Here is a 19,992-nt window from a genome sequence, read left to right as displayed (position 1 = left end):
ACTTCCGGTTTTTTTATGCTTACATATATTTATCTCCTTTGTGCCGCTTCACTTCGGCAACGTACTCCTTGATCTGCTGCTCGTTTTCTTTTTTACAGATCAGCAGCACGTCTGTGGTGTCTATCACAATCATATCGTCTAGCCCCTGCAGCAATACCAGCTTGTCATTCGGCGCTTTCACCATGCATTTGGTGGCATCTATCACCATTACGTTCTTGCCTTGTACGGCGTTGCCAAGGTAGTCCTTTTCGAGGTTCTCGTACGCGCTGGCCCAGGTACCCAGGTCGCTCCAGCCAAAATTGGCCGGTATCACATACACATTGTCCGCTTTTTCCATAATACCATAGTCTATGGAAATATTGGTACACTGTGAATAGATCTTTTCTATCACATCTTTCTCCTGCGGTGTGTTCAGCGCGGTTTTTTCCGCCACAAACAGCTCGTCCATTTCAGGCAGGTACGTATTGAACGCTTTCAGGATGCTCTGGGTATTCCACACAAAAATGCCGGCATTCCAGAGAAAATCCCCGCTTTTCAGGAAGGTTTTTGCCAGTTCCAGGTTGGGCTTTTCGGTAAACGTCTTTACCTGGTATACATTGTCTGCCACCTGCTGGGTTTCATACTGGATGTAACCATAGCCGGTATCAGGCCGGGTAGGTTTAATACCAAGGGTGAGCAGGGCATTGTTCTTCTGGGCAAACAGCAAAGCATTCAGGCAGGTGCTGGTAAACGCCGTGGCATCCATGATCAGATGGTCTGCCGGGGCGCATATCATGCTGGCCTTGGGGTCTTTTTTGTGGATCTTGTGGGAAATATATGCCACACAGGGAGCTGTGTTTTTCCGTGAAGGCTCGCTCACAATGTTTTCCTGCGGGAGATTGGGTAACTGCTTGGCCACAGTACCGGCGTACTGGTGGTGCGTTACCACGTAAATGTTCTCCTCCGGGATAAACTGTGTAAATCGTTCATAAGTCCACTGCAACAGGGTTTTTCCTGTATTCAGAATGTCCAGGAACTGTTTGGGATAGTCCGTGCGGCTGTAAGGCCAGAAACGGCTACCGATACCTCCGGCCATAATGGCCACATAAAAATGGTTATTCAACGGTGTCATCGCTCAAATAATTCCTTCTCGTATTAAATCGTGTAAATGTATAATTCCATGGTACTGATCACCTTTCATCACCAGTAGCTGCGTAATGTCGTATTCCCGCATAAGGTCCAGCGCATTCACCGCCAGTTCATCGTGCTGGATGGTTTTAGGATTGCGGCTCATAATGTCTGCCGCTTTTACGCCGGCGGCGTCCATATTCTTTTCCAACATTCTCCTGAGGTCGCCGTCTGTAATGATTCCCTCCAGGCCGCCGTTTTCATTTACCACACCGGTAACCCCCAGCATTTTGGAGGAAATTTCCACGATCACCTCCCGCAACGGACTCTCCAGCACCACCTTCGGCACCTGGTGCAGGCGACTCAGATCTGCCACCTTCAGGTACAGTTTTTTTCCCAGCGTTCCACCCGGGTGGAACTTCGCAAAATCCTCCGCGGTAAAGCCTCTCAGTTCCATCAGGCAAACCGCCAGGGCATCACCCATTACCATTTGGGCCGTAGTACTGGAAGTAGGGGCCAGGTTATTGGGGCAGGCTTCCTGGGTCACAAAAGTGTTCAGCACAAAATGTGCCGACTGCGCAAGGTAAGAATCTGGCTTGCCTACAATGGCCACCAGCTTGTTGCCCAGGTTATTTACCAGCGGCACCAGTACCTTTATTTCCGGAGATTCTCCGCTTTTGGAAATGCAAATTACCACATCTTCCGGTGTAATCATCCCCAAATCCCCGTGAATGGCGTCTGCAGCATGCATAAACAGGGCCGGCGTGCCGGTAGAATTGAGCGTGGCTACAATTTTTTGGGCAATAATGGCACTTTTACCGATGCCGGTGATCGCTACGCGGCCACGGCAATGGGCAATCAATTCCACGGTTTGTTCAAAATCGTCATTGATAAATTGCTCCAAACTCCCAATGGCCGCAGATTCCAGCCTTATTGTGCGTTTCGCCGTTTCCCGGATGTTTACGGTAGTCTTCTCTTTCATTGCAGTAAACACAAATTTATCATTTTTTAAATAAGCGAAGCGGCCATATAATTTATATTGACACAAACTGGTTTTTTAAGTAATTTCGTGTCCCCCAAAAAAACATGTTGAAAAATTTTCATCTATCTGTGCTGTTTTTACGCTCTAGAATTACATTCGTTAAATTAATTATGTGATGGCTGTTGCAAAGGTAAGTTTGTTGGATGCATTACACGAACACTTTGGCTTTGATTCCTTTAAGGGGAACCAGGAGAAGATCATTAAAAGCATACTTTCCGGAAAAGATACATTCGTGATCATGCCAACCGGGGGCGGTAAATCTTTATGTTACCAGCTGCCCGCACTAATGAGCCCCGGCGTGGCGCTCATTGTAAGCCCGCTGATTGCCCTGATGAAAAACCAGGTTGACCTGGTACGCTCTTATAGCAGCAAGGACAATGTGGCGCATTTTCTCAACTCCACGCTCACCAAGGCGCAAATAAAAAAAGTGCGCACAGACCTGCTGTCTGGTAAAACCAAAATGCTGTACGTGGCGCCGGAAACGCTCACCAAGCAGGAAAATATTGATTTTTTCAAGGAGCTCAATATCTCCTTCATTGCGGTAGATGAGGCGCACTGTATATCCGAGTGGGGGCACGATTTCCGCCCGGAATACCGTCGTCTCAAGGAAATGATAGACATGATCAGCAGCAAGTTGCCGGTTATAGCCCTTACGGCCACTGCTACGCCCAAGGTGCAGAGTGACATTGTGAAGAACCTTGAGCTGCGCAGCCCGGAGATCTTTATGTCTTCCTTCAACCGCCCCAACCTGTACTACGAGATCAGGCCCAAGCGCAAAAAGGAACAAACCATCCGGGAAATTGTCAAATTCATTCACCAACATAAAGGCAAAAGCGGCATCATTTATACGCTGAACCGTAAAACCACGGAGGAGCTTGCAGACATGCTGGTGGCCAATGGCATCAAGGCGGTTGCCTACCACGCCGGGCTTGACGCCGGCACCCGCGCCCAGCGGCAGGATATGTTCCTGCTGGAAGAAGTGGAGGTGATAGTGGCCACCATTGCCTTCGGTATGGGTATAGACAAACCTGACGTGCGTTTTGTAATACACTACAACATTCCGAAAAGCCTGGAAAACTACTACCAGGAAACCGGCCGCGCGGGGCGTGACGGGCTGGAAGGCATTTGTGTATGCTTTTACTCCTACCAGGACGTGCAGAAACTGGAGCACCTGATGCGGGATAAACCGCTCTCAGAGCGGGAAATGGGCGCTCAACTCATTAATGAAACGGTGGCTTACGCAGAAAGCGCCGTTTGCCGCCGCAAGGTAATACTGCACTATTTCGGAGAGAAATACGGGGAGGAAAACTGCGGCAAATGTGATAACTGCCGCAACCCGAAGGAGAAAATTGAGGTGAAGAACCGCGTTGTGATTGTATTGAAGGCCATACAGCGCCTGGAAGAACGCTTTGGTACAGAGTACGTGGTGAACATCATTACAGGCCGGGTGAACCCGCAAATCACCACTTTCCGGCACGACAAGCTGGACGTGTTTGGCGAAGGGAAAGAGTTTGATGCTCATTTCTGGAACTCTCTCATCAGGCAAATGATGCTGGAGGGTTTGCTGGAAAAAGACATTGAAGAGTACGGCTTGCTTAAGATCACGGAAAAAGGCCGCAAATTCATCAAAAAACCATATTCCATCTACGTTGCGCTTAACCACCAGTTTGACGAAGAGGGTGGGGGAGATGAGGAAGACGGCGGTGGCGGCGAAGTACAGCCTTCCGCAGACCCGGTGCTGTTTGAAATGCTGAAAGACCTGCGCAAGAAGGTTTCCAAAGAAAAGAACCTGCCGCCTTTCGTTATCTTCCTGGAAACCTCCCTGGAAGACATGGCCACACAATATCCTACCACCGTACAGGAGCTGGAAAAAATACAGGGCGTGAGCAAAGGCAAGGCCATCCGCTACGGTAAAAAATTTGTGGACGTAATTGCCGCTTACGTAGAAGAGAACAACATCATCAAACCAGATGATTTTGTGATGAAAAGCGTGGTGAATAAAAGCGGTCTGAAAGTGTTCATCATCCAGAACATAGACAAAAAAATGCCCCTGGAAACCATTGCCAGGAACAAGGAACTGAGCATCCCGGAGCTGCTGGACGAAATGGAGACCATTGTAGCCAGCGGCACCCGCCTCAACCTGGACTATTGTATTGACGAAGAGCTGGATGACTATGCGCAGGACGAGATCATTGAATATTTCAAGGGCTGCGAAACCTCCAGCCTGCAGATAGCCAAAGACGAGCTCACGGAAGGCAATTATACCATTGAGCAGCTAAAGCTGATGCGGATCAAGTTCCTGGTAGAGTACGGGAATTGACGGCCAGGCCAGGCAAAAACTGTCCGAGGAAGAAATTCTTGTATAAACTTTTTGTTTTTTGAAAGATTGTCTTACTTTTGCAGTCCCCTTACGGAAAAGGGGTACGCTGGTGCGGTAGCTCAGTTGGTAGAGCAAAGGACTGAAAATCCTTGTGTCGCCGGTTCGATCCCGGCCCACACCACACAAAGAGGTCACAATATGTGGCCTCTTTTTTTATGTCCTTCCGGAAACAAATACATTTTTTTGTTATTTCTCTTAAAAATTCCACCCCTTTTTTTAATTTTCACCGTTCATCCCTGTAACTGTATGCCATCGAGCACCGTTAGTACCTATAACACCGCCAGGCACCTGTACCTGCTGCACTGCCGCCTGAAAAAACAACGGCATTATATAAAACAACGGTTGCCGCCGCTGCTGCAAACCATACGCCCCGGAGAGGCAGCCGGAAACTTTCCTCCCTCCAGTATAAAACGGTTTTCAAAATACTGGGAATTAAGCCTGAATATAGTTTGTGACAGCTTGTACCTGCTGGTAGACAGGCAGCTGAGCCAGGAAGAACATGAGCGCATTCTGCTGCTCAGTATTTTTGGGCCGTTGTATGACGACCTGTTTGACGAGCGCATTCTGCAGCTTCACCAACTCGAAGCCTTCACGCTGGAACCGGAAAAACACCAGGCCGCCTGCTTCACAGAACACGCCGTGCAGCAATTGTACCTGCGCATACTCAACCTGTCTCCCTGCCGCAATACGGTTATTGAGCACATGCACCAGGTTTTTACCTGGCAGAAGGCTTCGCTGAAACAAATGTCTGCCCAGGTACAGGAAGAAGAGCTGTACGAGATCACCTACAAAAAAAGCTATTACTCCATTCTTTTATATTATTCCACGCTTAACTACTACCCGCCTGAAAATGTGAGGGCCATGCTGTATCCTATGGCCGGCCTGCTTCAGCTCACCAATGATGCTTTTGATGTATACAAAGATCTTGGCAGCGGTATATACACGGTGCCTAACCGTTACCTGAACTTTGACAAGATCATGCAGAAATTCCTTGCAGATGTAGCCCTCTTCAATACTTCCCTTGCTTCGCTTCCTTTTCAGCAACCCGCCAAAAACAAATACAGTATTACTATTCATGCATTGCACGCTATGGGCTGGATGGCCCTGAAACAGCTAAAAGAAAATGCCCGCGGCGTACAACGCCCGGAGGAGCTGGCCGCTCTGGGCCGCAAGGCTTTGGTATGTGATATGGACAGTTTTTCGCAAAAAGCGCGGTGGGTGCGCCAGGTAAAACATCTGGTGAACTACCAATAGGCCGGGCACCGCAAGTATGCAACGCCCGGCCCGGTGAGTCACTGCGCCAGCGGGTTATTTTGCAGCTCCACGTCTGGAAGTGCAAATATCAGTTTGGTCGGTACCGGTTTGCGGTTGGGGTTAGGGATAGCAGCCCGTACAGCGGCTATTTCCGTTGCTGCCCTGCCGGTGCGTACCAGGTCAAACCAGCGTTTGCATTCACCAATAAACTCATACCCTCTTTCCCGGAAAACAATATTGTCAAATTCAGTCTGGTTGAGGCCGGCAGGGAGGTCTGCCTGAGGGCTGGGTGCCAGCATGTTTACTCCGTATGCCCTGCGCCGTACCAGGTTGATGGCGCCGTAAGCGGCTTCTGTTGGGCCGTGCAGCTTGTTCTCCGCTTCCGCAAATATCAGCAGCACGTCTGCATATCGCCAGAAATAAAAATCGTTGCCGTTACCGGTATCTATAGGTGCATTCGGGTCCCGGTACTTGCCCATTCTCACATCGTAGCTGCCAGACTCTACTTCGGCATTGGTTACCACGCCGTTGATCAAATAGGAGGTGTAAAGGCTGAATTTTTTGCGGAGGTCGTTATTGTCCCAGTTTTTAATAAGCGGGGCCTGGGAAATAATGCCGCCAAATTTGTTGCCGCTTACGGAAAAACCTGCGGCCCTGGCGCGGGAGTCTGCCCAGTAAGACGCGAGGAAAGCGCCCCTGTCAAGCACTTGCGAAAACTTCAGCGAAAAAACATCTTCGCGGTTGGTGGCCAGGGTAGGAGAAAAGATCGTGGCAAAATCCGGCTCCAGTTCATAGCCGTAGGTAGTTTTTGCGTCTATCACTTCTTTTGCCTTGCTGTAAGCATTCTGGTAATCTCCCTGCGTCAGGTAAATGTCTGCCAATGCCACTTTTGCCGCGCCTGATGTGGCGCGGCCGGGGGCATCGGTTTTGGCTGGCAGTGCGGTTTCGGCAAACTTCAGGTCTGTAATGATCTGCTGGTAGACGGCCGGTACATCGGAAAGGGCCAGGCCCACATCATCTGCATTGGGAATGGGCTTGAGGCGCAGGGGTACTTTACCCCAGGTGCGTACAGCAAAGAAGTAACTAACCCCCCTGACAAAATATGCTTCACCGTAGGCCTTCTTTTTGATATCGTCAGGCAGGGTAGTGTTGGCATCAAGACCGGCAACCAGGGCGTTGGCACGGCCAATGGCCTCATACAGGGTGGTCCACGGCTGGTTAAGCGCTGTATTGCTGTTCATGAGGTTGTTGTAGTTGCTCCAGCTTTGCTGTGTGGCGCCCCCGTCTGCATATTCCGCCATGAGCTCAAAGCCCAGGCCTATGGTAGACTCCCACAACCGGCCGCGGCTTCGCGTCCAGGGTTCATACATACCGGTAATGGTTTGCTCCAGCGTATTGGGGTCCAGCACACCCAGTTCCACCGTGGCGCGCGGCTTTTCTTCCAGCAATTTGTTGCAGGCCATGTTGCCGGCAGCCGTAAGCAGCAGGAAACAAAATATAATATAACTGTATTTGCGTTGCATGATCGTCAATTTAGAAGGTGATGCTGAAACCAAAAGTGTAGGTTCTGGAAGCGGGGTATGCGCCCAGGTCTACACCCTGCCGGCGGTCATTCCCGTTGAAAGTATTCACTTCCGGGTCGTAACCGGAGTAGTCCGTCCAGGTGAGCAGGTTTTGCCCGCTTGCATATACATTAATGTTCTTTATGGTTTTACTGTTACGCAGGTTAAAGGCATAATCCAGCCGCACGTTCCGGAGCCTGAAAAAAGAACCGTTCTCCATGAACCGAGATGAACGGAAATGCGCATTGGCCGCGGCCTGACTGGGAACCGGGTAAAGCTCGTTGGCTACCTTCAGTTTGTTGAACTGGTTGGCCACGGTAGGCGATGTCAGCTCAAACAAACCTGCATTGTTAATGGTGGCGCCACTTACGCCTGCCCAAATGGAGCTGAGCGTTAACCGTTTGTAACGGAGCGTGGGATTGATACCATAATACAGGTCTGGATACGGGCTGCCAATGATCTGGTTATCTGCCGCATTGATCACATCAACGCCTTGCGCATTCTTGTCTCCGTTGAGATTTTCGTGAATAGGCACCCCGTCTTTATCAAGGCCCAGGAACCGTGGCCCGAAGAAGGCAGACAACGGCTGGCCCACGCGGATGATGCTGTTGGAGCCTGAAGCATCGTTACCACCGGCAATGGTGGGAATGTCTTTATTACCTTTGGTTTTGGTTACCTTGTTTTTGTTGGAGGAGAGGTTTACATCTACGCTGAAAGACCAGTTGCTGTTATTTACGATGTTGGCGCCCAGGGTAAGCTCCCAACCTTTGTTTTCCACTTCTCCTACATTATCTATGATCTGGTCCGGACCTGTGCCAATACCGGCGCTCACGCCCGCAGAGGGCGGCAGTTGTACCAGGGCCAGCAGGTCTGTAGTTTTTTTGATGTAATAATCAAAGGTGAGGCGGTACCGCTCGTTGATTATGCCCAGGTCTAACCCAATGTCTGTTTGGGTGGTGGTTTCCCATTTCAGGTTGGGGTTAGGGAAAGTGGGCGCCAGGCCAACAGCCAGCCCCGTACCAGCGCCCTGTGCGGTATTTACTGTGCGGCCGAGGTATAAGGACTGGTAGGGCCTGATGGCCGGGTTGCCGGCCTTGCCCCAGCTGGCACGCAGCTTAAGGTTTGAAATCCACTCCCTGCTTTTCAGGAATTCTTCTTCTGACAAACGCCAGCCTGCGGATACGGAGGGAAATACACCATACTTATTGTTTTCAGCAAACACGGAAGCACCGTCCCGGCGGAGGCTCACTGCAAAAAGATATTTGTTCAGCAGGTTGAGCCGCACCCGGCCGAAGGCGGAAACCAGCGTGTTTTCCACAATGTCTGTTACCGGCTTGCTCACGGAATTGGCGGAGCTGAAGTTATAGCTTTTCAAGGCGTCCGTACCGAAGCCGGAGGCCGCAATGTCTAGCGTGTTGAGCCGTTCCTTCTGGTAAGAAACGCCGGCAATGGCTTCCAGGTAAGTGCTGGTAGAGAAATCGTAACGGTACTCCAGGTAGTCTTCTGCCAGTACGGAGGTTTTGTCATATTCCCCCAGCTCCGCAGATCCTATGTTGTTGCCCAGGCGAGGCAGTATACGGGGAAAATACAGGTCGCGGCGGATATGGTAAAAATCCGCAGATACCCTTGTGGTATTGGTAAGTCCTTTCACCAGCCCGGCCCTGAAGTCAATACCTCCCTGCACCCGGGTGGTGGTGTTGCGGTCCAGCACCTCCAATGCCACGGCTACGGGATTTTCCACGTCAATACCATTGAAGGTGAAAGGAGATGTGTCCGTGTAACTGCCATCCGGGTTCTTGACACCAACGGTAGTAACCGAGCGCAGTACGGAACCGATGCCAGACTTGCCGAAGTTACGGGTATTGTCACCCACGGAAGGGGAGAAGCCGTTCTGTATTGCTCTCGATGCCATGAGGCGGGTTTGCACACTGAAGCGTTCGCTGATCTTCCCGTCAAGGTTAAGCCGTACAGAGGCCCTTTTGTAGCCGCTGTTCTCCACGATGCCCTGCTGGTCTATATACCCTGCAGATATAAAATACCGTGTACGCTCAGACCCGCCGGACACGTTGAGGTTGCTGTTAGACACCAGCGCCGTGCGGAATACTTCATCCTGCCAGTCTGTACTGATAGTAGGTGTGAAGTTGGCCAGGTCTGCCGGCATATTGAGCTTGGAATTGGTGTAATACCGCTTCGCAAAATCTACATATTCCTCGCTGTTCATCAGATCTAGCTTTCTGCGCAGGCTCTGGAAGCCCAGCGAGCTTTCAAGGGTAACCTTTGCCGGGCCCGCCTTGCCTGATTTGGTGGTAATCATCACCACGCCGTTGGCGCCACGGGAACCGTAAATGGCCGTGGCGGCAGCATCTTTCAATACTTCGATTGACTCAATGTCTGACGGGTTGATAGTGGAAAGACCGTTAGACCCGCGCACATCGTCGTTGAATTGGGGCAGCCCGTCTATCACGTACAAGGGCTCATTGCCCCCCGCAATGGAAGATACGCCCCTGATACGCATGCTGATGCCTGCGCCAGGCTGGCCGGAGGTTTGCTGCACCTGCACGCCGGCCATGCGGCCCTGTACCGCCTGCTCAATGCTTACGGCCGGTATTTCCTGCAATTGCGAGGCCTTCAGTGAGGTAACAGAGCCGGTAAGGTCCATTTTCCGCACGGCGCCATACCCTACCACCACCACATCGCTCAGGCTCCTGGCGTCTTCCTGCAGTTGCACGGCTACCGGCGTGCCCGCCGTTGCTGACACCTCACGGGTGCCGAAACCGATGGAAGATACCACCAGCGTCGCCTGGTCTTGCGGGGCCTGCAGGGAGAAAGTGCCGTCTTCCGCTGTGGCGGTGGCAATCCTGGAGTTTTTGATCTGAACGGTGGCGCCAGGTACAGGGGTGTTCTGGCCGGAGGTAACTTTACCCGAAAATCGTTTGTTTTGTGCATACGCTGATGCCTGCATGAACAACAACGCCAGCAATGCAAACAGGGGGCTAGTTTTTTGCATACGTTTTCATTTTAAGTGGAATCAATAAAAAAGAACGGGGCTACGGTCTGTTGGGTTTTTTACCGGTTTTTCGAAGAAAATACAATCGATTGCAATCTTAATTCAAGCTACGATATTTATTTGATATGGGATGTTGAAGGAACTAAATTCTGCTTTGAAGTTTTCAAGTAATAACAGTCCACAAAATCCATTTTGACGTGCGGTTCCTCGGGTGTGAAAATTCAATCTGACCGCTTTCTACTCCTCAAACTGCTGGCCTGCACATCAAGTGTAGTGGACAGCTGTACCACCGGCCGCTCCGTTGCAACGCCTTCTATTTGCGCAATCAGCAGCTCCGCCGCCTGCCGGCCTATTTCAAAGGTAGGCTGCCGGATGGTGGTAAGGGCGGGGAAGAGCAGCTCACTGGCGGGGTTATCTGAAAAGCCGGCCAGCGCTACCTCTTCCGGGATGCGAAGCTGCAGTTTCTTTAATACCTGCAGGCTCATAATAGCCAGCCGCTCCATGGAGAAAAACAAGGCATCCGGCCGTTCGCCGCCACCGGTAAAAAGATGTTCAATAGCATCTGCCGTTTCGCAGCTCTGCACAATCCACTCTTCCCTCACGGGAACGTTGTGCTGCCGTAATGCATCCCGGTAACCCTGCAGGCGTTTCTGGGAGGTGGAAAGCCATGGCGCCATAGACAAGATGGCTATGTTGCGGCAGCCTTGTTCCAGCAGGTGCTCTACTCCCTTAAACGCGCCGGCATAATCATCTACCACCACCCGGGGCCCTTGCAGCCCATCGTACACGCGGTCAAACATTACCACAGGAGTGTCTATTTCTTCCAGGTGGTCAAATTGCCGGGTGTTATTGGCCAGCGAAATAATCAATCCGTCTATTCGCCGGGAGGCCAGCAGCCGTACATTGGCCACTTCCCGCTCATATTCTTCATGGCTTTGGAATATCATAACATGATACCCCTTGCGGTAGGCATAGTCTTCAATACCGGCTATGGTTGCGGCGCAAAAGTTATTGGCTATTTCGGGCACTACCACTCCTATGATCTTGCTGCGTTTTTCTTTCAGGGAAAGGGCTATCGGGTTGGGGGTGTACTGCAGGTCTGCCGCCACCTGCTGCACCAGCAGCCGCGTGGCCGGGTTAATGTCATGGCTGTCCCGCAGCGCCCGGGATACGGTAGATGGCGCCATTTTGAGCTGCTGCGCAATGTCTTTGATAGTTGTGGCGTTTTTCCTGGTCACCGGATGATGATTTGTTAATTTTTCCCGCTATTAAATGTAATATATTTAATGCAAACGATTCCGGTATCGTTGTAACAAACTGCCTTTTTCGCACCCAAAGCCCCTACTGTTGCTTTACATGCCGTTGTTGATTACTTTTAAACATCTGCAGATGACGATATTAATTCCACATTCATTCTAATTTGATTTATGATGAGCACCTGTTTTGCCAGATCAATTATGTTTTTATTGCTGTTCCTGGGAGTTGCCGGCATTTCGGCCTGCAGCACCACGGGAAAAATAGATACCGGGAAAGTAAACTGGAAAAAGACCCGCGTGCTCGTGTACACCAAAAACGGGAAAGGCTACGTGCATGACAACATTCCCTTTGCCTCGGCCGCTTTCCAGAAAATGGGGCAGGAGCACGGGTTTGCTGTAGATGTATCCGACAATCCCGCCGTTTTTACAGATGACAACCTGAAAAAGTACGATGCCCTGGTGTTTACCAGCACCAATAACGACGTATTTGACACCGACGCGCAAAAAGTGGCGTTCATGCGTTACATCCAGTCCGGCGGCGGCTTCATGGGGGTACACTCCGCCATTGGCACCGAACGGAAATGGACCTGGTTTAAAATGATGCTGGGCGGCACCTTCTCCTGGCATGCCCGTTTTCAGCCGTTTAAGGTGGTTGTGATAGACCCGGCTCACCCCTCTATGCAGGGGGTACCAAAGGAATGGATGCGCGAAGACGAGTGTTATTTTACCAAAGAAATGTATCCTGGCATCAAAACACTGATAGCCCATGATGTAAGCAGCCTGAAAATCAGGCCGCATGACTCTGTGCTGGTCAAAAATGTAGGTTCCTTCGGGAACAATTACCCGGCCGTGTGGTACCAGCATTTTGACGGGGGCCACATCTGGTACACTACCTTCGGCCACGACAAAAAAGACTATCAGGAGCCCACCTACCTCCACCACCTCTACCAGGGCCTGCATTGGGTAGTGAGCCAGACGAAGGACCGGGACCTGTCCCGCGCTTACGCCACCAGCCCAGGCACCCCGGTACGTTATTAATAAATTACCTGACAGATGAAATATAGCTATGTACTGGCCGCAGGGCTGATGATGATGGCCTGCAACAACAGCCAGCCGAAAGAAGACAACAATATGGTACGCCTTATCACCCTGGCGCCCGGCCACTTTCATGCCGCCCTCGTGCAAAAGTCCATGTACCCGGAGCTGGACAGTGTGGTTAAAGTTTTCGCGCCCGAAGGGCCGGAAGTGAAGGCGCACCTCAGCCTGATAGAGCAATACAACACCCGCGCAGAAAATCCCACGCACTGGAAAGAAGAAGTGTATACCGGTAGTGACTTCCTGCAGAAAATGACGGCAGAGCCAAAAGGGGCCGTAGTAGTGCTGGCCGGCAACAATCAGCAAAAAACGGATTACATCAGTACAGCTGTGAATGCCGGCATGAACGTGCTGGCAGACAAGCCCATGGTGATTTCCGAAGAAGGGTTCAAAAAACTGGAGCAGATCTTCCCCGCAGCGGCCGAGAAAAAGGTGCTGGTATATGATATCATGACGGAACGTTCAGAGATCACCAATATGCTGCAGAAAGAGCTCCTGCATCAAGCCTCCGTGTTCGGCGAGCTGGAGAAAGGCACCGCAGACAAGCCTGCTGTGGAAATAGAGAGCATCCATCATTTTTACAAATCCGTTTCCGGCAAAACCCTGCAACGCCCTTCCTGGTTCTTCGATCCTTCCCAGCAGGGTGACGCAATAGTAGACGTAAACACCCACCTGGTAGACCTTGCCCAGTGGATCTGTTTTGATACGGCTATCATTGACTACCGGCAAGACGTGCAGATATCCAAAGGCGAAAAATGGCGCACGCCCCTGAGCCTGTCCCAGTTTTCCGCTATCACCGGTGAAAAAACATTCCCCTCATTCCTGCAGGGTTTCGTAAAGCAGGATACCATCCTGGACGTACCCGCCAACGGCACTATTTATTATTCCCTGAAAGGAGTGCACATCCGCGCCACCGCGTTGTGGAACTACGAAGCGCCTGCGGGCGGGGGAGACAGTCACTATGCCATTATGCGCGGCAGCAAAGCCAACCTGGTCATCAACCAGGGCAAAGAAGAAAACTGGAAGCCTGAGCTCTACATTGAGCCCCGGCAGAATGATACGGCCTACACCCAAAACCTGCAGGCCGTTATACAGCAGCTGGCAGCCAAATACCCCGGCATCAGCCTTGAAAACAAGGGCAACCGCTGGAAGGTGGTGATCCCGGACAACTTGAAAACCGGCCATGAAGCGCATTTTGCAGAGGTAATGCAGCGTTACCTGCAATTCCTGAAAGAAGGTAAAGTACCGGAGTGGGAAGTGAAAAACATGCTGGCCAAATATTATATCACCACAGCAGGCCTGGCCGTAGCCAAAGAAAAATAAACACATGAACGCATTTAGTTTAAAAGGAAATTTGGCCCTGGTAACGGGCGGCGGCTCCGGCATAGGGCTGGCCATAGCACGGTCTTTCATTGAGGCCGGCGCAAGAGTGGTAATTGCCGGGCGGCGGGAAGCAGTGTTGCAGGCAGCTGCAGCAGAACTGGGAAACGGCGCATCTTACAAAGTGTGTGACCTGTCCGTGCTGTCTGGCCTGGCGGCATTTGTCGAAAACATTGAGCAGGAATTCGGGCCTATAGACATACTGGTGAACAATGCCGGTATCAACCTGAAAAAACCGGCGCTTGAAGTAAGCGATGCAGAGTTTGAGAACATACTGCAGGTAAACCTGCAAGCCGTATTTGCCCTGAGCCGCGAAGCGGTAGCAAAAATGGCGCCCCGTGGCAAAGGCAGCATATTGCTTATCAGCTCTATGGCCTCACAATACGGCATTCCCAAAGTAGTGGCATACACGGCCGCAAAATCAGGCGTGGAAGGCATTACCAAAGCGCTGGCCGTAGAATGGTCTCCGCTGGGCATCCGCATCAATTGCATAGCGCCAGGTTTTATAGAAACGGATATGTCTGCCAAAGCGCTGAACAACGACCCGGAAAGAAAAAACCGCGTGCTGGCACGCACACCCATGCAACACCTGGGTAAACCTGAAGACGTAGGCCAGGCCGCCGTTTTTCTCTGTTCTCAGGCAGCCAAATATATTACCGGCGTAGTACTCCCGGTAGATGGTGGCAACGCCATCGGTTTTTAATGAACATTTAAAATCGCATTCCACATGAATAAGAAAAACACTGGTACGGAATCTTCCCGCAGGAAATTCCTGAAAAACTCCATCAAAGGCGCTGTAGGCTCGCTGGCGCTGGTAAACATCCCTACAATTGTGCCCGCGCATGTGCTGAAAGGCCCCATGGCGCCCAGCAACCGCATTAACGTAGGCGCCATCGGCAACGGCCGCATTTCACGGGAACATGATATGCCAGGCGTATGGAAACATGATAATGCCCGCATTATGGCGGTGTGCGATCTGGACAAGAACCGCCTGCAGTCTGCGCAAAAGCTGGTGCAGGATTATTATGCCAAAAAGAATATAAAGCAGGATGTGAAGATGTATGAAGATTATGAGGAGCTGCTGAATAATAAAGACATAGATGCCGTTATCATCAGCACGCCAGACCATTGGCACGTGCTGCCCGCGGTAACCGCTGTGAGGGCCGGCAAAGACGTATACATGCAGAAGCCCGCTTCACTCACCATTGCAGAGGGGCGCTTTCTCAGCAATGAAGTACATAAAACCGGCCGCATCCTGCAGATAGGCAGCCAGCAACGCTCCCAGCCGCAATTCAAAAGGGCTTGCGAGCTGGTGCGGAACGGGCGTATTGGCAAACTGCATACCATTTACGTAGGCCTTCCCACTGATGATCCTTCCCAGAGCACGGTAGAAAAAGAAATGCCTGTCCCTGCAGGACTGAACTATGAAAAATGGCTGGGCGAAACACCCTACGTGCCTTACACCCTGAAGCGCGTACACCCCACCAACGATTTTTCGCGGCCGGGATGGCTGCGTTGCGAGCAGTTTGGCGCAGGCATGATCACCGGCTGGGGTGCTCACCATTTTGACATTATGAATTGGGGCATGGGTACCGAATACACAGGTCCCATTGAAATAACGGCCAGTGCGGAGTTTCCGCCGGCAGGCAGCCTGTGGGACGTACATGGGCCCTTCAAGGCAGAGAACCTCTTCGCCAACGGCGTAAAGGTGCTGGCCAGCAACAGCTATCCCAACGGGGTGAAATTTGTGGGGTCGGAAGGCTGGATATTTGTATCAAGAGGAAATTATTCGGCAACCGCCAATGATCCTACTTCCCAGGCAAAAAATTCGAAAGCGCTGGATGCCAGCGATCCGAAAATTTTGACCTCCGTGATCGGGGAGAACGAAATACACCTGATAGACAGTAAAGACCACCATGGCAACTGGCTGGAGTCTATTATTTCCCGCAAACCACCCATTGCGCCTATAGAAGTAGGTCACCGTGCCTGCTCTGTATGCCTGCTTAACCATGCCGCCATGAAGCTGAAACGCAAACTTTACTGGGACCCGGTGAAAGAGGTATTTAAGAACGATGACGAGGCCAATGCCCTGCTCACACGGCCGCAACGCTGGCCTTATGTGTTGGCATAAACGCAGTAATAATAAAGAAATGAGATTCAACAAGGGCGTATCATCTGGTACGCCCTTTATTTTTTCAGCTCTTCAAATATCAATTTGATCTCGTTGTTCTTTTTCATGTCTGTGTTCAGGCCCAGCGTTTTTGTTTTGTTGCCGTAGCGGATGCGCAGCTCCGCGGTGTTGGGCGGTATACTGCCCAGGTTGTCTGCCATGAACAGCAAAGAGTTTTCTCCCGGCCGCAGCTTCACCGCTATTTTCTGCAACTTGTTTTTCACGGGAAAACCAATGGCAATCCACTCTCCGTTGAGGCGCAGGGAAATGCTGTCTCCATCTTCCACCTGCCCATCCCACAACTCCAGCGTCACGTTTAAAGTATCTACAGGTATGGTGGCCACGGGGGTAGTGCTCCTTTCTTTTGCCCGTTCCGTAAGTTGCCGGTTACTATCTGCACCTGGATGATAAAAGATATCTGCTATTAAAAAAGTGGCAAAGGCGTTGGCCCGGTGGCGGAAATCAAAAGTGTATCCCTTTCCGTCTATCTGCATGTAAAGGTTGCCGGTGTTGGGCGGAAGGCCGCCATAATTGTCTGCAAAAAAAGCCAGTACATTGCGGCCGGAATCCAGCTGCAGGGTTTGGCGGCGGTTGCTGTCATTGATCTCTGCCCTGCTGAAAATGGGCCGGCCGTTCTGCAGCAGCGTCACCGTGTCACGGTCATATTTTTCCTGGTCTTCCACCTGCAATTGTACTGTATTGTTATGCGCTTCTATCCGTTCATAAATGCCGTAATAAATACTGTCTTTGCCGGGGGCCGGTTTTACGATGCGTTGCGTGTGCGCATGCGTCCAGGGTGTATTATTGATCTTTCTGAAGCTGATGGAGTCCCGGTAAAGAAAATCGCGGAGCATTACCTTGGTATTCACCCAAAGATCGCCGTCATCATACAGGCCGCGCATAAAAATGCCGAAACGGTCTATCCACATGCGATGCAGGGTAAGCCGGCCGTTATCCTGGTCAAGCGTACCGTTGAGGTACCACATCCAGATGCCCAGCTTGAAGGGTTTTTCCTCTATGGGATATTTTCCCCGGCCTATGCCCAGTTGCGCATCGTTCTTCTTTGCCAGCAGCACTTCGTACACGCCTGAAAATTTGCCGTACTGCAACCTGATCTGTGCAGGGTATAGCACACCCTGTTCTGGCGCGCCTATTTGCAATTCCAGCACTATTGGCGGAATGTGAGGCCAGAGTTTGCTGTACATTTGCCAGGTACCCGTCCATTTATCGGTTTGGGCAACAGCCGCCGGTACAGTGCCGGTCAGAAAAATAAGAATGATGAACAGTTTCTGCATCAATACTGTAAAATAAAGATTTAATTTCGATAGCATCCTTCGGTTATGACAGCCAGAGAAATTTTACAACACCGGCTCCTGCATCAATACATTGCTGCATCTCCCGCCAAAACGCCGGCGGAAGTGGTGTCGCAATTATGTGCAGTACAGGCGCAAGACTTTGCCGGCGCCAAATGGTCTATTGGCCTGCGGGCGCCCGGCCTTACAGATGCGGCGGTAGAAGAAGCCATTGCCAACAAATCCATTGTTCGTCTTTCCAGCTTGCGGGGCACTATTCATATGATAGCGGCAGAAGATGTAAGATGGATCGGCAAATTGATAAAGCCCCGCATGGTGGCGGCTTACAGCTCTTATTACGCAGGCATCGGGTTAAATGAGGCCCTTTTTTCAAAAAGCCATGCCGTTATCCGCAAAACGCTGGAAGGTGGTAGGCAGGCTTCCCGTGACGAGCTGAAGGAAGCGCTGGAAAAAAAGAAGATAGATACCAGCGGCCACCGCATGAACCACTTCATCAGCAGGGCTGGGGTAGACCTTGTGATTTGCTGCGCACCGCGGCGTGGAAAGGAGTTTACATACACCCTGCTGGATGAATGGCTCCCTCCCAAAGCAGAAAAACAATCAGCGCAGGGTGGACTGGCCCGCCTGGCGCTGCGTTATTTTACTGGTCATGGCCCCGCCACCGCACAGGACTTTGCGTGGTGGAGCGGATTTACGCTCACTGCAGTGAAAGCCGCTATACAATCTACCGGCCACAGCCTGCAAAAAATCAGGTTCGGCGAACAGGAATACTGGATGGGGCCTTCCGCTTCCAAAACGCCCCCTGCCAACTCACTGTTTTTACTGCCCGGTTTTGATGAATACTACATCGGTTACAGTGACCGGGGCCTGTTGGCGGACACGGCCACGCTTAAGGAACTGATACCCCCCAATGGCATATTGCAGCCTACCATTGTTGTGAACGGAAGAATAGAAGGGACCTGGAAAAGAACGGTAAAAAAGAATGTACTGCAGCTGGAAGCCAATCCTTTTTCCCCACTGAGCAACACGCGCAAAAAGGTGATGTCAAAGCGTTCTACGGAATTTGGCGCTTTTATGGGGATGCCGGTCGAATGGATATAATTTTTATATTTTTGATTTCATGACCAAAAACCCGCTACCGCAACATGCTTCTACAGCATGGCGCCTGAAAGCCATTTTTACCGGTTCTGTGGGTAACCTGGTGGAGTGGTATGACTGGTATGCCTATTCCGCCTTTGCCCTGTACTTTGCACCGGTATTTTTTCCTGAAAGCAACAGCACCGTACAATTACTGAATACCGCCGCCATTTTTGCCGTGGGTTTTCTGATGCGGCCCATCGGTGGCTGGCTCTTCGGCAGCATTGCAGACAAGCAGGGTAGAAAAGCCGCCATGACGCTGTCTGTACTACTCATGTCTTTTGGCTCCATGATTATTGCCTGCACCCCGGCGTATAGTTCCATTGGCATGATGGCGCCCATTCTGCTGCTGCTGGCCAGGTTGCTGCAAGGCCTCAGCGTAGGAGGGGAATACGGCACTTCTGCTACTTATCTCAGCGAGGTAGCCACTGCCGGCAAACGCGGATTTTTTTCCAGTTTTCAATATGTGACCATGATAGGCGGCCAATTGCTGGCACTGGGCATACAACTGGTGCTGCAAAAAATTTTCATGACGCCGGAGCAGTTAAGCGAGTGGGGATGGCGCATCCCTTTCGTGATAGGTGCGGTACTGGCGCTGGTGGCGCTGTACCTCCGCACCAACATGCATGAGTCTGCCACGCTGGAAGGCAAAAAGAAAGAGCGTGGTTCTGTAATGGTGCTGGTAAAAAAATATCCGAAGGCGGTGATTACCGTGGTGGGCCTTACGCTGGGCGGCACCATTGCTTTCTATACGTATACTACCTACATGCAGAAATTTTTGGTGAATACCGTAAAACTCTCCAAAGAAGATTCTACAGTGATCACCTTTTCCCTGATGCTGATCTATGCCGGCATGCAGCCGCTATTCGGATGGCTGTCTGACAAAATAGGCCGCAAACCCTTGCTCGTCTGGTTTGGAGTAATGGGCACATTGTTCACTGTCCCTATCCTCACTGCTATCAGTCATGCCACTTCGCTGTGGACCGCATTTTTCCTTATACTCTGCGCCCTGGTGATTGTGAGCGGCTATACAGCCATTAATGCCGTGGTGAAAGCGGAACTGTTCCCCGCCGAAGTACGGGCGCTAGGTGTTGGCTTGCCGTATGCTTTAACAGTGGCGCTTTTTGGCGGTACGGCAGAATACCTGGCGCTGTACTTCAAGAATTGGGGGCACGAGTCTTATTACTACTGGTACGTAACAGGCTGTATTTTTATTTCCCTGCTGGTGTACGTATTTGCCAAAGACAGTTGCGCCAATTCCTACATAGACAAAGAACAATCATAAAGCC

The 19,992-nt window shown here is 51.2% G+C and carries 14 protein-coding genes and 1 tRNA gene; 9 read left to right on the top strand and 6 right to left on the bottom strand.

Features of this window, described 5'->3' with window-relative positions; translation table 11 throughout:
• Positions 1–19 precede the first annotated feature (19 nt).
• Together ABDW36_RS03535 and ABDW36_RS03530 are read right to left on the bottom strand one after the other, a co-directional pair.
• Complete coding sequence (locus tag ABDW36_RS03535) at positions 20–1,111, bottom strand: mannose-1-phosphate guanylyltransferase (protein WP_343700496.1); 1,092 nt, start codon at positions 1,109–1,111, stop codon at positions 20–22.
• 3 nt (positions 1,112–1,114) lie between these two features.
• Entirely contained in the window at positions 1,115–2,089 is a 975-nt protein-coding gene (locus ABDW36_RS03530; protein WP_343700495.1) for a KpsF/GutQ family sugar-phosphate isomerase, read from the bottom strand.
• A gap of 199 nt (positions 2,090–2,288) precedes the next feature.
• Here ABDW36_RS03530 and recQ point away from each other — a divergent pair, with 199 nt between their 5' ends.
• From recQ to ABDW36_RS03515, 3 genes are all read left to right on the top strand, one after another.
• Positions 2,289–4,469 (top strand): DNA helicase RecQ, encoded by a 2,181-nt coding sequence (recQ, locus tag ABDW36_RS03525; RefSeq protein ID WP_343700494.1) that lies wholly within the window; start codon positions 2,289–2,291, stop codon positions 4,467–4,469.
• A 108-nt stretch (positions 4,470–4,577) separates the two neighbouring features.
• Positions 4,578–4,650, top strand: a tRNA-Phe gene (locus ABDW36_RS03520).
• Between the two features lie 125 nt (positions 4,651–4,775).
• Complete coding sequence (locus ABDW36_RS03515; RefSeq protein WP_343700493.1) at positions 4,776–5,783, top strand: hypothetical protein; 1,008 nt, start codon at positions 4,776–4,778, stop codon at positions 5,781–5,783.
• Between the two features lie 38 nt (positions 5,784–5,821).
• Here the strand turns inward: ABDW36_RS03515 and ABDW36_RS03510 are convergent, their stop codons facing one another.
• From ABDW36_RS03510 to ABDW36_RS03500, 3 genes are all read right to left on the bottom strand, one after another.
• Positions 5,822–7,306, bottom strand: coding sequence for a RagB/SusD family nutrient uptake outer membrane protein (locus ABDW36_RS03510; protein ID WP_343700492.1), 1,485 nt, complete (start codon positions 7,304–7,306; stop codon positions 5,822–5,824).
• Between the two features lie 10 nt (positions 7,307–7,316).
• Positions 7,317–10,352, bottom strand: coding sequence for a TonB-dependent receptor (locus ABDW36_RS03505; protein ID WP_343700491.1), 3,036 nt, complete (start codon positions 10,350–10,352; stop codon positions 7,317–7,319).
• Between the two features lie 221 nt (positions 10,353–10,573).
• Positions 10,574–11,590 (bottom strand): LacI family DNA-binding transcriptional regulator, encoded by a 1,017-nt coding sequence (locus ABDW36_RS03500; RefSeq protein WP_343700490.1) that lies wholly within the window; start codon positions 11,588–11,590, stop codon positions 10,574–10,576.
• Between the two features lie 219 nt (positions 11,591–11,809).
• Here ABDW36_RS03500 and ABDW36_RS03495 point away from each other — a divergent pair, with 219 nt between their 5' ends.
• The 4 genes from ABDW36_RS03495 to ABDW36_RS03480 are packed head-to-tail and all read left to right on the top strand — an operon-like array spanning position 11,810 to position 16,214.
• Entirely contained in the window at positions 11,810–12,646 is an 837-nt protein-coding gene (locus ABDW36_RS03495) for a ThuA domain-containing protein (protein ID WP_343700489.1), read from the top strand.
• Positions 12,647–12,661: 15 nt separating this feature from the next.
• Positions 12,662–14,026, top strand: a complete 1,365-nt coding sequence (locus ABDW36_RS03490) for a putative oxidoreductase C-terminal domain-containing protein (RefSeq protein WP_343700488.1) — start codon at positions 12,662–12,664, stop codon at positions 14,024–14,026.
• Between the two features lie 4 nt (positions 14,027–14,030).
• Positions 14,031–14,786 (top strand): glucose 1-dehydrogenase, encoded by a 756-nt coding sequence (locus ABDW36_RS03485; protein ID WP_343700487.1) that lies wholly within the window; start codon positions 14,031–14,033, stop codon positions 14,784–14,786.
• Positions 14,787–14,810: 24 nt separating this feature from the next.
• Positions 14,811–16,214 (top strand): Gfo/Idh/MocA family oxidoreductase, encoded by a 1,404-nt coding sequence (locus tag ABDW36_RS03480; RefSeq protein WP_343700486.1) that lies wholly within the window; start codon positions 14,811–14,813, stop codon positions 16,212–16,214.
• Between the two features lie 56 nt (positions 16,215–16,270).
• Here ABDW36_RS03480 and ABDW36_RS03475 read toward each other — a convergent pair whose 3' ends face one another.
• Positions 16,271–17,548, bottom strand: a complete 1,278-nt coding sequence (locus tag ABDW36_RS03475) for a hypothetical protein (RefSeq protein ID WP_343700485.1) — start codon at positions 17,546–17,548, stop codon at positions 16,271–16,273.
• A gap of 45 nt (positions 17,549–17,593) precedes the next feature.
• Between ABDW36_RS03475 and ABDW36_RS03470 the strand changes: the two genes are divergently transcribed.
• The gene (locus ABDW36_RS03470) at positions 17,594–18,667 is read left to right on the top strand and encodes a winged helix DNA-binding domain-containing protein (protein WP_343700484.1); all 1,074 of its coding nucleotides are present in this window, start codon (positions 17,594–17,596) and stop codon (positions 18,665–18,667) included.
• Positions 18,668–18,686: 19 nt separating this feature from the next.
• Entirely contained in the window at positions 18,687–19,988 is a 1,302-nt protein-coding gene (locus ABDW36_RS03465) for an MFS transporter (RefSeq protein ID WP_343700483.1), read from the top strand.
• The last annotated feature ends 4 nt before the right edge of the window (positions 19,989–19,992 follow it).

The organism is Chitinophaga sp. (genome assembly GCF_039596455.1).
Classification (GTDB): domain Bacteria; phylum Bacteroidota; class Bacteroidia; order Chitinophagales; family Chitinophagaceae; genus Chitinophaga.
Note: the sequence above shows the minus strand (reverse complement) of the source record. Positions and strands in the feature narration are given on the sequence as shown.